Source organism: Fervidobacterium pennivorans, from assembly GCF_001644665.1.
Taxonomy (GTDB): domain Bacteria; phylum Thermotogota; class Thermotogae; order Thermotogales; family Fervidobacteriaceae; genus Fervidobacterium; species Fervidobacterium ngatamarikiense.
The window spans coordinates 1232602-1245357 of the sequence record NZ_CP011393.1; the positions used below are offsets into that span (position 1 = coordinate 1232602).

Below are 12756 nucleotides of genomic sequence, written 5' to 3' on the forward strand. Positions count from 1 at the left end.
TCATAGTTGCTTGTGACTAAACGAGAGATATTCTTTTACTTTTGCTATTTCTAATATCTTCTATAATATCGCCGACAACTTCCAAACCGGCATTTATTCCCTTTCCAGCATAAAGAACTGATCCATTAGATTTAAAAGTTACTTCTATATTCGAATTAAGACTTTCCTCAATTCTGCCAACCATATCTCCATTTCTTGGTGCTAAAAGAAAACTTCCACCACCTTTGAACATTTTAATGTCAATGGATAATTTGCCTCTTTCGACACGCAGATAAATTGCATTATCCTCTATGCGAAGATTGAAAATCCTTGCACCGTTGTAAGTAGTAAATTGATAGATCATTCCATTTAGATAAAAGCCTATTATGAAACCAACGAAATAACTCCTTCCAAAAGGTACGTTAGCTATAGAAAGTGTAAAGGAAGCATCTGAATTATCAAAGTTATTTGAAGAAGCCCATATCCAGGATTTTGGGAATGACTTTCCCCAATCTTTTTCAATGTAACCGTTGCCATTTTCGAAATCAATATTTTTCCCTTCGACAACAACATTTCCTGTTACCATATGATTGAAGCTCAAAATTCCGTGATAACACTCAAGGAAGTCGAAAAAACCAAAAAAACCCATAGCTCCAGGGCTTAAAAGTTTAACGGGCCACGGCTTTAACTCTCGAAAATACAGATTAGCTTTAATGTATTCTGTTTCCAAAGATAAACTCTCTAAGGAGAAATAATTCTTATCGATAGAAACCGAGAAGGGATTATTTGAAAATCTAAAATCTTCAAATTTAAATCTATAGTACTTTGAGAAATTTCTGTTATCTATTATTTGAATAAAAGCGTGTGAATCTTCACCAATTGAAACTCCGGGTATTACTGCAAAAACGTAGTCTTTTTGAGAAGACGTTTGTTTAAAGTACCAACCTTCAAAAAACTTGTTCTTCTTATTCCCATGAAAATTTTCTGGATGCCATATGTTCATCATTCTCACTCCGCTATTCTAAAAACAGCGGTCCATATAGGTCTTTTATCAAATCTTTCAGAATTTTTTGTGTAGTATCATCCCTTTTCTCGAACAACTTTTTCAAACCAGGGTTGATTTCATTACTTGGATTCTCCCAAGGCTTTATACCGTTCAACTTCCTGTACTCTCCTGAAATCCAAAGGTATTTGTGTAATTCTGAAACAGATGTTTTAAAGTCAAGAGAATTCAAAAGCATATAAAAATCATGATAAAAATCATTGTATGTTGTGTATTTCTTGCTAGCTTTAGTTTCCTCGTTTAAGTGGTAAGCTACCATACGTGCTGTAACAGAATTGTAGATGGGGAATTTTTCACTTAAGAAAATATGAGCCAAAGCTGAAGAAAAGCTTGTGTAGTGTTTTTCCTTTCCATTGTCTCCATTACTTCTAAGCACAACTGTCGACAATTTGTCTACGAATTCAGGTTCTAAAACAATTCCTTCTTGCGAGATAACTTCCGATATGTGATAAGCAACATCATATACCCTGAAGATATTTGTGTTATAAAGTGAATTCACAACCGCAACTTTGACAAGTGTTGATTGCAGTGTGAAGTCTGGGAAGTTGTTTCTAATTTTTTTGAGTGCTTTCTCAATATTTAGAAGTTCGCTAGATAAATCGTATAACTTAGTAGCTGATTCAACTTGCTCTTTGAATATCTTTATCATCTGACCACCTCTGTGGTGTTATTGAAATTCTACCACTATTCTACAACAACTAGCCTTGTTTTGTTCCACAATATTTGCGAAAGGTTGTTACAAAAAAAGCGGAGCTCTTTACCAGCCCCGCTTTGTTACCTACATTTTAGCTTGCTTTGATTATTTGATTATCTCTTCCCAGGCTTTGTTGTACAGATCAATGTGTTCTCCAATGTAATCTATTATCTCGCAGTTACTAAGTTCGTCGAGCGTGTAGAGTGGCTCAACTTTTTTATATTTTTGTGCATCGGTGATAGGAGATGGTATCATCAAATAGTCAGATATCTGAGCTGCAATTTCTGGTCTCAGAATGAAGTTTATAAATTTGTATGCCAGGTCCTTGTTTTTGGCATCCTTTAGAATTACCATGTTGTCAATCCAGAGTGTTCCACCTTCCTTTGGAACAAAGAACTCAAAATTCTCTAAATCTTCTTCAGGAATCAGTTGGAACACGTTCTCAGGATATCCGTGCACAACCCAGAATTCCCCATTCACAACACCTTGTGCATAAGTTGTTGCATCAAATTTGACGATATTTTCTTTCCATTTCAATATGACTTGCTTTGCTTGTTCGATTTCGTCTGGATTTGTTGTGTTCACCGAATATCCAAGGTATTTTAACGCTGCTCCAAAAACTTCGCGCATATCATCAAGGAGTGTCATTTTGCCTTTCAAATCAGCACGTTCATATATACTCCAAGATTTTTCGTAATCTTTGAGGTATTTTTTGTTCACTATCAAACCTGTGGTACCCATCATATACGGGACTGAATATTCGTGATTCGGGTCGTATGTTGTTTTAGATAAGACGATAGGGTCGATATTTTTGAAATTTGGTATTTTGCTTAAGTCAAGTTTTTCCAAAAGTCCTTCATTAATCATCATTTTAACGTGGTCACCTGAGGGAAAAACTATGTCGTATCCTGTTCCGCCCGATTTAATCTTTGCAAACATCTCTTCATTTGATGCAAACGTGTCGTAAATGACCTTACAGTTGTACTCTTTCTCAAATTGTTGGATAACTTCCTCAGGAATATAATCTGCCCAGTTGTAGATGCGCAAAACATTTGATTTGTTGCATGAAGAAAGTAAGAAGAATACCGAAAAAACCACAATCACAAAGGCAAACAACAAGAATTTTTTCATGCCCATCCTCCTCCCCGTTAAATTTGCGACCAAAAAAGTTCATTTACTCTAATAATTATAACATAAAGTCAGAAATTTATGTAAAAGCAAAGTTGTAAAACCCAAACGTTTTGGGGTAAAATAATAAAAAACAAATAACCACATCCCACATAGTGTATGGGAACGCCGGTGCAAATCCGGGGCTGCCCAGCAACCGTGAGTGGGGACGAAATCCGCATAAAAGCCACTGGCTCAGGTTTTTGAGCTGGGAAGGCGCGGAGAGTAGGATGATCCACGAGCCGGGAGACCGACTATGTGGGAATCAATTCCCGACAGCTCGGGCTGTTTGGGAAATTTTTTCTTTGATTAATAAAAGCAAAAGGGGGGTTTACGTATGGAAAAAGGAATGTTTGAAAACGTTTTGAAAGACAGTATCATGAGACGTCTGAACAATTTGACAAAACCTATTGGTAGCCTTGGATACTTGGAAAAAATCGCTTTGAAGATGGGACTAATCCAGAACAAAGTAATACCAGACCTTCCGAAGGTTAAAAGAATTTATGTTTTTGCTGCCGACCATGGTGTGGTAGAACAGGGGGTTTCTGCTTATCCAAAACAAGTTACATACCAAATGGTTCTGAATTTTCTTAACGGCGGTGCGGCCATAAACGTATTTGGTAGACATGTTGGAGCGGATGTTTACGTGGTTGATGCCGGAGTCGATGGAGACTTTGAATTCACACATCCAAATTTAATCAATGCAAAAATTGGTTATGGTACAGCCGATTTTACAAAAGGTCCTGCAATGACAAGAACGCAAGCAATTGAGTGTATTGAAAAAGGAAAAGAGATAGCGAAGAAAGCGATAGAAGAAGGTACAGACCTTCTTGTTTTAGGTGATATGGGGATTGGTAATACTACAACTGCAACGGCTATTTCTGTAGCATTTGGATTTGATATAGACGAGATTCTGGACATAGGTACTCCTATCGATAACGATACATTAGAAAGAAAGCGTCAAGCTGTAGAAAAAGCTATAGAAATAAATAAACCCAATGCCGATGATCCTATTGATGTACTCGAGAAAGTCGGAGGTTTTTGTATTGGTCAGATGGCAGGATTTATAATTGAGGCAACAAGCAGACATATTCCGGTCGTCGTAGATGGTTTTCCGACAACTGCAGCACTTTTGCTAGCTTGGAAGCTTGAACCTAGTGTGCTTGATTTTGTTTTCGCTGGTCACAAATCTAAGGTGAAAGGGCACAAGGTTTTACTTGATGCTATGAACCTTAGACCAATTCTTGACTTAGATATGAGGCTTGGAGAAGGAACTGGTGGAGCTTTGGCAATTTCTATTATAGAAGCGGCAATAAAGATGATACGAGAAATGGCGACATTCGACGATGCGGGTGTATCGAAAGGAAGTGATTCAGTTTGATACTTATAACTGGTGGAATGAAATCAGGTAAGAGTACGTTTGCACTAAACATGGCTTTAAAATACACCAAACGAGCTTTTCTAGCAACTGGTGTTCCGTTTGATGAAGAAATGAGGTTGAGAATAGAAAAGCATAAAGCGGAAAGAAAGGAGCTTTTCGATACTTTCGAAGAACCTGTCAATGTGACGGAAGTTCTCAAAAATATAGATAACAACTACGATGTTATCCTTTTTGAATGCCTTACAACCTACCTTGGCAACCTTTATTATTATCGACTTGATGTTCAGGAGCGTATTGATGGGCTCGTTGATGTTCTAAGCAATATGAGTAGTGATGTTATCGTAGTCACCAATGAAGTTGGTTGGGGAATTATACCTGAGAATCCAATAGCCAGGCAGTATGCCGAAATACTTGGAAAAACTAATACGCGACTAGCTAAGCTCGCAAAAGAAGTTTATCTTGTTGTCTCCGGAATAGGAGTGCGTATTAAATGAGCCAACTATTAGGTACAACATCTTGGGTCATACCTGGCACTTATTACGAAAACGTTGAGTATATAACTCGAAAGTTTCGTAACTTTGAATTCATTGAGCTACTTGTTTACACTTGGGATGATGATACTTACAGGTTATTTGAGCAAGAAAAGGAGCATTTACGCAAAATTGCACTCGAAAGACAAATTAAATATACTGTCCATCTTCCAACAGATAACATTACGAACGTTTTAAATGCATTTAAATACCTTGAGATGAACTTGGATATAGTAAATTATGTGCTACATCCTTTTGAAGATTGCACGGAAAAGGATAAGAAATTATTCCGCGCTCTTTTGTCACATCCAAAGATTTCTATTGAAAATCTAAAAGAACGAGTATTTAATCATTTACGAACAGTCTTTGACGTAGGGCACCATATTCTAGGAGCCAAAGTGGAAAACAGCTTCATTGATAACATTGTCGAAATCCATATGATGGGCGTTATTGAGGGAAAAGACCACCAAAAACTTGATTTGGAAACACTTGACAAAGTTTACCAAATACTTTCAGGTAGGCTTTTCACGGTGGAGTATCTTTGTTTTGAAATATTTGATGAAGACGAATTGGAGCAGTCCTTAGAATTGTGGGAGGAATTCAAAGACAAAATTTATAACACTGGGAGCATTGAATAACATGTGGAAAGAAGTCCTTACTGACTTTTTACTTACTTTATCATTTATCTCAAGGCTACCTGTCAAGATTAAAAATATTGACGAATGGGAAAAAAGAATAAAACGAATTCCCGTATATTTTCCCGTGATTGGATACATCCCTGGTACTATTTATTCCATTGGAGTTTTATTGGCTCATTCCTTGAGTAATTACAAATTGCTTTTCATTTTCGGAGCGATGGCTATTGGATACTATTTCTTTGACCTCTTCCATTTCGATGGTCTTCTTGATATGTTCGACGGCTTTTTAAACCAGTCAAACAAAGAACGTAGACTTGAGATAATGTCCAAAGGTAATGTTGGACCATTCGCTGTCTTTTATGGCATGCTCTACATCTTGCTCTTTTACCAACTCATGTCAACACTAAACTGGCAAGCATTCCTTTTTGCCTCTGTTTTTGGAAGATATGAAATGGCACTTTTGCTCACCTTTTCGAAACCTGCCAAACCAAAAGGATTGGGTGCTATGCTCTTTCCATACAACAAGCGATACACAGCATGTTCGATGATTTTCCTGATACCGTTACTTTTCATTAGCCCGCTAATGTTTTTTATTTCTCTCGCTTTAACCATAACCACGGCATACTTAATCTCCAGAGTTTCGGAAATTAAAATCGGTGGAATCACAGGTGATGTGCTTGGTGGGAGTTGTTTAATATCCCAAATGGTAGTCTTATTAGCATTTTATATATTCCATGCCTTTGGAAGGTGAGAAGATGTATTTAATGGTTGCAGGTACAATGTCGAACGTTGGAAAATCAACGTTAGTAATGGCTTTGTGCAGATACTTTACAAGAAAAGGTCTAAACGTAGCACCTTTCAAATCCCAAAATATGTCAAGAAAGTTTATCAACATCCAAAACGGGAAAGGGAAAATAGCGATAGCCCAGTATGTTCAAGCAATTGCATGCGAAAAAGAACCTACCATGGAATTCAATCCGATATTGATAGTCCCAAAAGAAGGAAAAACACAGGTTTATTTCATGGGTGAATTCATCGACTACTTAACATCTGAGCGTTACATGTTTGATTCAAAAGAAAAATTGTTTGCGCAAATCAGAGACATGCTTGAGAAATTGTCGAAAAACCATGATTTAGTAATCATCGAAGGAGCAGGTGCGTTCGTTGAACCGAACCTCAAAGACTCAGAGATAGTAAACCTTCGAGTTGCAAAGAGTGTTGGTGCGCAAGTTATTCTTGTTTCGGACATCTCAAGGGGTGGAGCATTCGCACAAGTTGCAGGTACCATCGAACTGATGGATAACAAAGAACAAAAACTTTTAAAGGGCTTTGTATTCACCAAATTCCATGGTGACAAATCACTTCTGAAAGACGCCCCACAAATACTTGCTAAAAGATATTCCATCGAATATCTTGGAACAGTACCTTACTTTGAAAACAAAATTCCAGACGAAGATTTATTGACCAAAAAAGAAGGGGAAATCGCTTTGAATGATAAAGCGCAAATTATCAAAGAAATCGATAGAATAACAGACTTCATTATTGAACATATCGACATCTCGAAAATTGAACGCATCATTTCTGAAGGGATGTAAAAATAAATGTTGGATACAATTTTTCTTTCCGGAGAGCTTTTTGCTTTACTTTTTGCCATAGTATACGATTTACTTTTCGGTGAATACCCTTCTCAAATTCACCCTGTTGTTTACATGGGATTCGTTGGTAAATGGCTTGACAAAAAACTCAACAAACCTGAAAAAAGTAACTTCCTTAGGTTTATTTTTGGCATGATAGCGCAGACTATTGAAATTGTGCTTTTTCTGGAGATAAGCTTATCACTCATGGTTATATCAAAAAGTGACAACAAAATTTCGCGAATCTTAGGTTTTTTGGGTTCAATTTACTTGTTAAAATCTACATTTTCTATCCGAAGCTTGTATGAGCATGTTGCAAGATGTTACACAGATGACGTAGAACTCTTGAGGAAGAACGTTTCGCTTATTGTTTCTCGGGATGTATCAAAGCTTGATAAAGCTCACCTTTACTCTGCTGCAATAGAGAGCTTGGCAGAGAACATCTCAGATAGCATAACCGGTCCGTTGCTTTATTATTCGCTCTTTGGACTTCCCGGTGCAGTTATCTACAGGGTAGTCAACACTTACGATGCGCTCTTTGGCTATAGGAATGAGAAATACGAGTGGTTTGGAAAATTTTCAGCAAGGTTCGATGATTTATTAAACATCGTACCTTCAAGGGTTACGGCTTTTGTGATTTCACTCTTCAATCCTATCAGTTCCTGGAAATACATCTTAAAATACGGAGCAATAAAGATTAACGCGATGTATCCGATGAGTGCTTTTGCGGGAGTCTTAAAGGTGGGGATTGAAAAAATAGGATACTACAAACTTGAGGGAAAAATACCAGAAAAGGAAGATGTTAAAAAAGCACTTAAATTGTATAAAAAGGTCACTGCGATTATCTTACTCATAATAATAACACTAACGGTGGTGGTGAAATGAATTGAAAGGCGCAAATAACTTTCGCAAGTTTCATGGCGGTATAAAAGATGAAGATGTCTTAGATTTCTCAATTTCTGTGAACCCGTTTGTTCCTGGATTTATACTTCAAGTGCTGAGGAAGAAACTACAAAACCTAAAAAGATACACATACATTGAATGGGTTGAAGAGCTGTTCAGAAAATACTTTGGAAGCAACTATGTAATCGTTGGTGGTGCAACCGAGGCGTTCCATATACTTGGTTGGACATTGATGGAAGACGCACATGTGATAATCCCTACTCCGAATTACACGGAATACGAAAGAGTTGCAACATTCAAAGCAAAGGAGATTATAAAAGTTAATTACGTTGAAGCAAAAGAAATTGAGCTTGATATTTTAAAAAATGTTTTAGAAACTACAGCAACTAAATTAAAAAAGCACAAGAAAATAGTTGTGATTACAGGAAACCCGAACAACCCGACAGGTATATACAAAGATTACTCTACTTTGCTCGATTGGTCACTAAACAGATATGGAACCGATGTAATATTTATTATCGACGAAGCGTTCATAGACTTTGTGCCCGAAAAAATGAGAATAGAATTGGATGAAAAGATATATCCGAACTTAATTTTAGTCCGAAGTTTCACGAAAATTCTGGGATTGCCAGGTGTGAGGGTTGGATATGTGAAATCATCACAGTTTAAAGGATTATTTGAGAAATACCGAATGCCGTGGGCGATAGGCGGAGATGGATATACTCTTTTGGAAGCGATAGTGGAAAATAAACAAAACTACGAATACTTTGTGAGACAAACTCAACAATATTTTGCTGAGCAAAGAGAAAGATTTTCTGAATTTATTTATTACCCATCACTCACAAATTACATCGTTGCCAAAGTAGGTGATGTGAAAAAATTCATCGCCAAGCTGAACAAAGAACGCATGCACGCAAGGGAGATGTTCGATTTTGGAATAAATGATAGTGTCAGAATTGGACTTAAAAAGCCAGAAGATAACGAAAAGATGTTGGATTTTCTTATACTTTGGACAAAGGAGATGAAAGGATGAATAAATCTGTAGAACCAGACCAAAAAGGCTATATCCACGTTTACACAGGTAATGGTAAGGGAAAAACAACAGCAGCTTTCGGTTTAGCGTTGAGAGCGGTGTGCGCGGGTAAGAAAGTGTACATCGGGCAGTTTATAAAAGGCATGAAATACAGTGAACTCGATGCACCGAAATACCTGCCAAATTTGGTAATTGAACAATACGGACGAGATTGCTTTATTTTTAACTCACCTACCGAAGAAGATATCAGATTGGCAAAGCAGGGACTTGAAAAGATAGCACAAATTATCTTTTCTGGCGAATACGACGTAGTCGTTATGGACGAAGTGAACGTTGCAGTTTACTACAAACTCTTCCAGCCAGCAGATGTGGTAGAAATTTTGAAAAACAAACCTGAACACGTAGAGGTCATTTTAACAGGAAGATATGCGCCACAGGAGTTTATAGACATTGCAGATTTAGTGACCGAAATGAGAGAAATCAAGCATTATTACCAAAAAGGTGTTCTCGCAAGGGAAGGGATTGAATATTGAGCTATTAGGATTTCACAAGAAAGGATTATAAAACCTTCCATTGTTCACAAATACTCCAATAGCTATAGATATGAACAATATCAATCCAGATATTCCAAGTGCAATATAGTCTTCAAACGTGAATTTCTTTGTAGTATACCATGTACGCTTTTTGTATTTGCCAAATCCTCTCAGATCCATTGCGTTACTTATCTTTTCAACACGCTCAAGGCTGGAGAAAAGTTAACGGGTCTACTCCAGAATTATTGGGTATTCTCAGAACATTTTCTTTTCCCTCGACCTTCTTTTTGTTCCTTTGAGATTACATACAGCAAACATTACCTCTTGTTTTCAAATCTTCATGTGGAAGGAAAGAAACAAACAAATGATTTATGTGCTATAATTTGAATAAGACAGTTGTACAGGTACTGTTCAAAGGAAGGGAACGTATGAGTAAGTTAACTATGATTAATTTTTTCCAAGATGAAATATTAAATTTCCCAAAAGCAAAGCCTTTTCTGAAATGGGCTGGCGGGAAGTCGCAGCTTATCGAGGAACTAGAAAAACGGCTTCCACAGCCGATATTGAGAAGCAAAACGATAGATGTATATGTTGAACCTTTTGTTGGTGGAGGAGCCTTTTTCTTCTACTTGAAAAGTAACTACATAATCAAAAAGGCGTATCTTTTTGATATAAACAAAGACCTTGTAATAGCATACAAAGTGGTGCAAATTTCTCCTCAAGCACTGGTAGAGCAACTCTATTCAATTGAAAAGAAATATTTTTCATTGTCGGAGAATGAACAGAAAAAGTTTTACTATGAGATTAGGGATTTGTACAATATGCAGAAGAAAGAATTCGATTTTTCGAATTTTAACGAAGACTGGATAGTTCGTGCAGCCTATATGATTTTTTTAAATAAGACGTGTTACAACGGTCTTTACAGACTGAATAAAAACGGAGAATTTAACGTACCGTACGGAAAATACAAAAATCCGAAGATATGTGATGAAGAAAATCTTTTCGAAGTAAGTAAGGCTTTGCAAAACACGGAAATTATTTGTGCCGATTTTGAAGAAAGTAAAAGATATATTTCTAAAGGAACACTTGTATATCTTGACCCTCCATACAGACCACTTTCGAAAACTTCAAACTTTACGAGTTATACAGAAGATGGATTTAGCGACGAAGACCAGATAAGACTTGCTAAGTATTTTAGAGAAATACACGAGCGAGGGGCTTATATCTTATTGAGTAATTCCGACCCGAAAAATTTTGACCCAAAGGATGATTTCTTTGAAAAACTTTATGAAGGCTTTATTATAGAAAGAGTTCCTGCCAAAAGATTTATAAACAGTGATGCCAGAGGCAGAGGTTCTATAATGGAATTAATAATACGAAATTATGAAGGTGGAATGGAAAATGGATAGTACATATCTGCACATTCTACAAAAGAAAGGGCTAAAGGTTTCAAATACGGAAGACCTAATGAAAATCTTTTTAGACACACTTCTTGAAACGAACAAAACATACGACTTTTTCGTAGATTGGAAGAAAGTCAGAACTTTTGTCGAAAAAAACAAAGTGGAGATAAATATACTCAACTCGTTGCTCCACTCAGAGGACTTTGATAACGAACTGAGACGAATTCTTAGAAAATATCCTGAGGTTCTCAAGGTTGTTCCTTTATTACTGGCAATTCGTGACAATTCCGTTTCAATAATTTCAGAATTTGATCTGGAAAAAACGAACGTTATTAAACTTGATTTCACAGAACGCAATTTAAGAGAAGAGGAGATTGAGATTTTTGTAGACTTCTTTAAGAAGACGGGGCTGAAAGATTTTTTCCTTAATGTTGCTGATAAAAGTTTGCTTGACTATATCCTGGGTGTTGAAGTCGGTATGGATACAAATGCAAGAAAAAATAGAAGTGGCAAAGTTTTAGAAAACTTCCTTAAACCAATTATTGAAAAAATTGCCAATGATCTAAAGTGTACTTTCCTTACGCAAGAGAAATTCTCCACTCTTGAAAAATACAGCATAAATATTAACAAACTCAAAGACAGAAAGGCGGATTTCATACTGTTAAAGCCCAGAGGAGATGGCTCATATGGAGTCGTAAACATCGAGGTTAATTTTTACAACGTTTCAGGTTCGAAACCGCAGGAGATTATAGACTCATACATTGAAAGACAAAAGGAACTGAAAGAATACGGCTATGAGTTCTTACTCATAACAGATGGTCCTGCTTGGAAAGAGCAAAAAAGCCAGCTGACCAAAGCTTTGGAGAACTTAGACTTTGTTTTGAATACTTATTTAGTTCGTCTTGGGATTTTGGAGGAAGTTATATGCATGATTTAAACGTAGAGTTCGATTTCAAACCGGAAATAACAACCGTATGGTCTTTTCCTGAACGTGGAAAATGGAGCACACATAAAGGTACATACAGAGGTAACTTTGCACCTCAAGTTGCTAGAAATCTTCTACTAAGATATACAAAAGAAGGAGATGTTATTTTGGACCCTATGATGGGTAGCGGCACAACATTAATTGAAGCAAAATTGCTGAAGAGGAGAGCAATAGGTATAGACATAAATCCCACCAGTGTAGAACTTACAAAACGTAATCTTTCATTCAACTGTCCCAATTCTTATGAACCTGAAGTTTTTATCGGTGATGCTCGGGATTTAAGTTTTATCGAAGATGAAACCGTTGATTTTGTTTTGTTACATCCGCCATATTTGAATATTATCAAGTACTCAGAAGGAAATATCAATGGTGATCTATCCAATATATCCGATGTTAAAAGATTCTGTACAGAGTTAGAAAAAGTTATTATTGAGCTTTTCAGAGTGTTAAAGCCTGGGAAGTTTTGTTCTGTTCTCATCGGTGATACAAGAAAAAATGGGCATTATGTACCACTTTCTTACTACGTTTTAACTTTATTTTTAAAAAACGGTTTTGTCTTGAAGGAAGAAATAATAAAGATACAACATAACTGTACCTCTACTCCTTATTGGCGAAAGAAAGTTTCCGAAAATAACTTTTATTTGATAATGCACGAACATTTGTTTGTTTTCAAAAAACCTGAGCTCGGTGAAAACGTTTCGAAGATCAAATATAGTGCAGGGGGTTTTGTTGATCTTCTTTTGAAATACCGGTACACAAAGAATAATAACGGATAACCTACAGTAGGTGGCTTTCGAGGGATAATACTTCAAA

At 36.6% G+C, this 12756-nt stretch carries 15 protein-coding genes and 1 riboswitch; of the genes, 11 read left to right on the forward strand and 4 right to left on the reverse strand.

The annotated features are described in order from the left end of the window. Nucleotides 1-16: 16 nt before the first annotated feature. The 3 genes from JM64_RS05805 to JM64_RS05815 form a co-directional block, all read right to left on the reverse strand. The gene (locus JM64_RS05805; RefSeq protein WP_064011856.1) at nucleotides 17-985 is read right to left on the reverse strand and encodes a tocopherol cyclase family protein; all 969 of its coding nucleotides are present in this window, start codon (nucleotides 983-985) and stop codon (nucleotides 17-19) included. A gap of 10 nt (nucleotides 986-995) precedes the next feature. Further along, the gene (locus JM64_RS05810; protein ID WP_064011857.1) at nucleotides 996-1691 is read right to left on the reverse strand and encodes a hypothetical protein; all 696 of its coding nucleotides are present in this window, start codon (nucleotides 1689-1691) and stop codon (nucleotides 996-998) included. Between the two features lie 150 nt (nucleotides 1692-1841). Beyond that, nucleotides 1842-2867 carry an extracellular solute-binding protein gene (locus JM64_RS05815; protein ID WP_064011858.1) on the reverse strand — a complete coding sequence of 342 codons (1026 nt, stop codon included), beginning with the start codon at nucleotides 2865-2867 and terminating at the stop codon, nucleotides 1842-1844. 133 nt (nucleotides 2868-3000) lie between these two features. Then, a riboswitch (cobalamin riboswitch) is annotated at nucleotides 3001-3176 on the forward strand. A gap of 64 nt (nucleotides 3177-3240) precedes the next feature. Here JM64_RS05815 and cobT point away from each other — a divergent pair. The 8 genes from cobT to cobO are packed head-to-tail and all read left to right on the forward strand — an operon-like array spanning nucleotide 3241 to nucleotide 9555. Next, nucleotides 3241-4284 carry a nicotinate-nucleotide--dimethylbenzimidazole phosphoribosyltransferase gene (gene cobT, locus JM64_RS05820; RefSeq protein WP_014452190.1) on the forward strand — a complete coding sequence of 348 codons (1044 nt, stop codon included), beginning with the start codon at nucleotides 3241-3243 and terminating at the stop codon, nucleotides 4282-4284. After that, nucleotides 4281-4778 (forward strand): bifunctional adenosylcobinamide kinase/adenosylcobinamide-phosphate guanylyltransferase, encoded by a 498-nt coding sequence (gene cobU / locus JM64_RS05825; RefSeq protein WP_014452191.1) that lies wholly within the window; start codon nucleotides 4281-4283, stop codon nucleotides 4776-4778. The genes cobT and cobU overlap by 4 nt, the downstream gene beginning before the upstream one ends. Next, entirely contained in the window at nucleotides 4775-5452 is a 678-nt protein-coding gene (cbiR, locus tag JM64_RS05830) for a cobamide remodeling phosphodiesterase CbiR (RefSeq protein WP_014452192.1), read from the forward strand. Before cobU ends, cbiR begins: the two co-directional genes overlap by 4 nt. A gap of 1 nt (nucleotide 5453) precedes the next feature. Then, nucleotides 5454-6203, forward strand: coding sequence for an adenosylcobinamide-GDP ribazoletransferase (locus tag JM64_RS05835; protein WP_064011859.1), 750 nt, complete (start codon nucleotides 5454-5456; stop codon nucleotides 6201-6203). 4 nt (nucleotides 6204-6207) lie between these two features. Then, on the forward strand, nucleotides 6208-7047 hold the full coding sequence (locus JM64_RS05840; protein ID WP_064011860.1) for a cobyric acid synthase: 840 nt from the start codon (nucleotides 6208-6210) through the stop codon (nucleotides 7045-7047). 6 nt (nucleotides 7048-7053) lie between these two features. Then, entirely contained in the window at nucleotides 7054-7971 is a 918-nt protein-coding gene (gene cbiB, locus JM64_RS05845; protein WP_064011861.1) for an adenosylcobinamide-phosphate synthase CbiB, read from the forward strand. 1 nt (nucleotide 7972) lies between these two features. Beyond that, on the forward strand, nucleotides 7973-9022 hold the full coding sequence (locus JM64_RS05850; RefSeq protein WP_064011862.1) for an aminotransferase class I/II-fold pyridoxal phosphate-dependent enzyme: 1050 nt from the start codon (nucleotides 7973-7975) through the stop codon (nucleotides 9020-9022). Further along, nucleotides 9019-9555, forward strand: a complete 537-nt coding sequence (gene cobO, locus JM64_RS05855; protein WP_064011863.1) for a cob(I)yrinic acid a,c-diamide adenosyltransferase — start codon at nucleotides 9019-9021, stop codon at nucleotides 9553-9555. The genes JM64_RS05850 and cobO overlap by 4 nt, the downstream gene beginning before the upstream one ends. Before the next feature lie 12 nt (nucleotides 9556-9567). On the opposite strand, the gene JM64_RS09770 is transcribed toward cobO, so the two are convergent. Continuing rightward, nucleotides 9568-9735 (reverse strand): cobalt ABC transporter permease, encoded by a 168-nt coding sequence (locus JM64_RS09770; RefSeq protein ID WP_082204754.1) that lies wholly within the window; start codon nucleotides 9733-9735, stop codon nucleotides 9568-9570. Nucleotides 9736-9983: 248 nt separating this feature from the next. Between JM64_RS09770 and JM64_RS05860 the strand changes: the two genes are divergently transcribed. Genes JM64_RS05860 through JM64_RS05870 form a run of 3 tightly spaced genes read left to right on the forward strand, consistent with a single transcriptional unit; the run spans nucleotide 9984 to nucleotide 12719 of the window. Beyond that, nucleotides 9984-10964: a DNA adenine methylase gene (locus JM64_RS05860; RefSeq protein ID WP_014452198.1), complete on the forward strand. Its 981-nt coding sequence runs from the start codon at nucleotides 9984-9986 to the stop codon at nucleotides 10962-10964. After that, nucleotides 10957-11895, forward strand: coding sequence for a type II restriction endonuclease (locus tag JM64_RS05865; protein ID WP_014452199.1), 939 nt, complete (start codon nucleotides 10957-10959; stop codon nucleotides 11893-11895). Before JM64_RS05860 ends, JM64_RS05865 begins: the two co-directional genes overlap by 8 nt. Then, nucleotides 11883-12719 carry a TRM11 family SAM-dependent methyltransferase gene (locus JM64_RS05870; RefSeq protein WP_014452200.1) on the forward strand — a complete coding sequence of 279 codons (837 nt, stop codon included), beginning with the start codon at nucleotides 11883-11885 and terminating at the stop codon, nucleotides 12717-12719. The genes JM64_RS05865 and JM64_RS05870 overlap by 13 nt, the downstream gene beginning before the upstream one ends. Nucleotides 12720-12756: the final 37 nt, after the last annotated feature.

Coding starts and splice junctions, on each gene's coding strand:
- JM64_RS05805 (WP_064011856.1), bottom strand. CDS start 985: ATGATGAACATATGGCATCCAGAAAATTTTCATGGGAATAAGAAGAAC.
- JM64_RS05810 (WP_064011857.1), bottom strand. CDS start 1,691: ATGATAAAGATATTCAAAGAGCAAGTTGAATCAGCTACTAAGTTATAC.
- JM64_RS05815 (WP_064011858.1), bottom strand. CDS start 2,867: ATGAAAAAATTCTTGTTGTTTGCCTTTGTGATTGTGGTTTTTTCGGTA.
- cobT (WP_014452190.1), top strand. CDS start 3,241: ATGGAAAAAGGAATGTTTGAAAACGTTTTGAAAGACAGTATCATGAGA.
- cbiR (WP_014452192.1), top strand. CDS start 4,775: ATGAGCCAACTATTAGGTACAACATCTTGGGTCATACCTGGCACTTAT.
- JM64_RS05835 (WP_064011859.1), top strand. CDS start 5,454: ATGTGGAAAGAAGTCCTTACTGACTTTTTACTTACTTTATCATTTATC.
- JM64_RS05840 (WP_064011860.1), top strand. CDS start 6,208: ATGTATTTAATGGTTGCAGGTACAATGTCGAACGTTGGAAAATCAACG.
- cbiB (WP_064011861.1), top strand. CDS start 7,054: ATGTTGGATACAATTTTTCTTTCCGGAGAGCTTTTTGCTTTACTTTTT.
- cobO (WP_064011863.1), top strand. CDS start 9,019: ATGAATAAATCTGTAGAACCAGACCAAAAAGGCTATATCCACGTTTAC.
- JM64_RS09770 (WP_082204754.1), bottom strand. CDS start 9,735: ATGGATCTGAGAGGATTTGGCAAATACAAAAAGCGTACATGGTATACT.
- JM64_RS05860 (WP_014452198.1), top strand. CDS start 9,984: ATGAGTAAGTTAACTATGATTAATTTTTTCCAAGATGAAATATTAAAT.
- JM64_RS05865 (WP_014452199.1), top strand. CDS start 10,957: ATGGATAGTACATATCTGCACATTCTACAAAAGAAAGGGCTAAAGGTT.
- JM64_RS05870 (WP_014452200.1), top strand. CDS start 11,883: ATGCATGATTTAAACGTAGAGTTCGATTTCAAACCGGAAATAACAACC.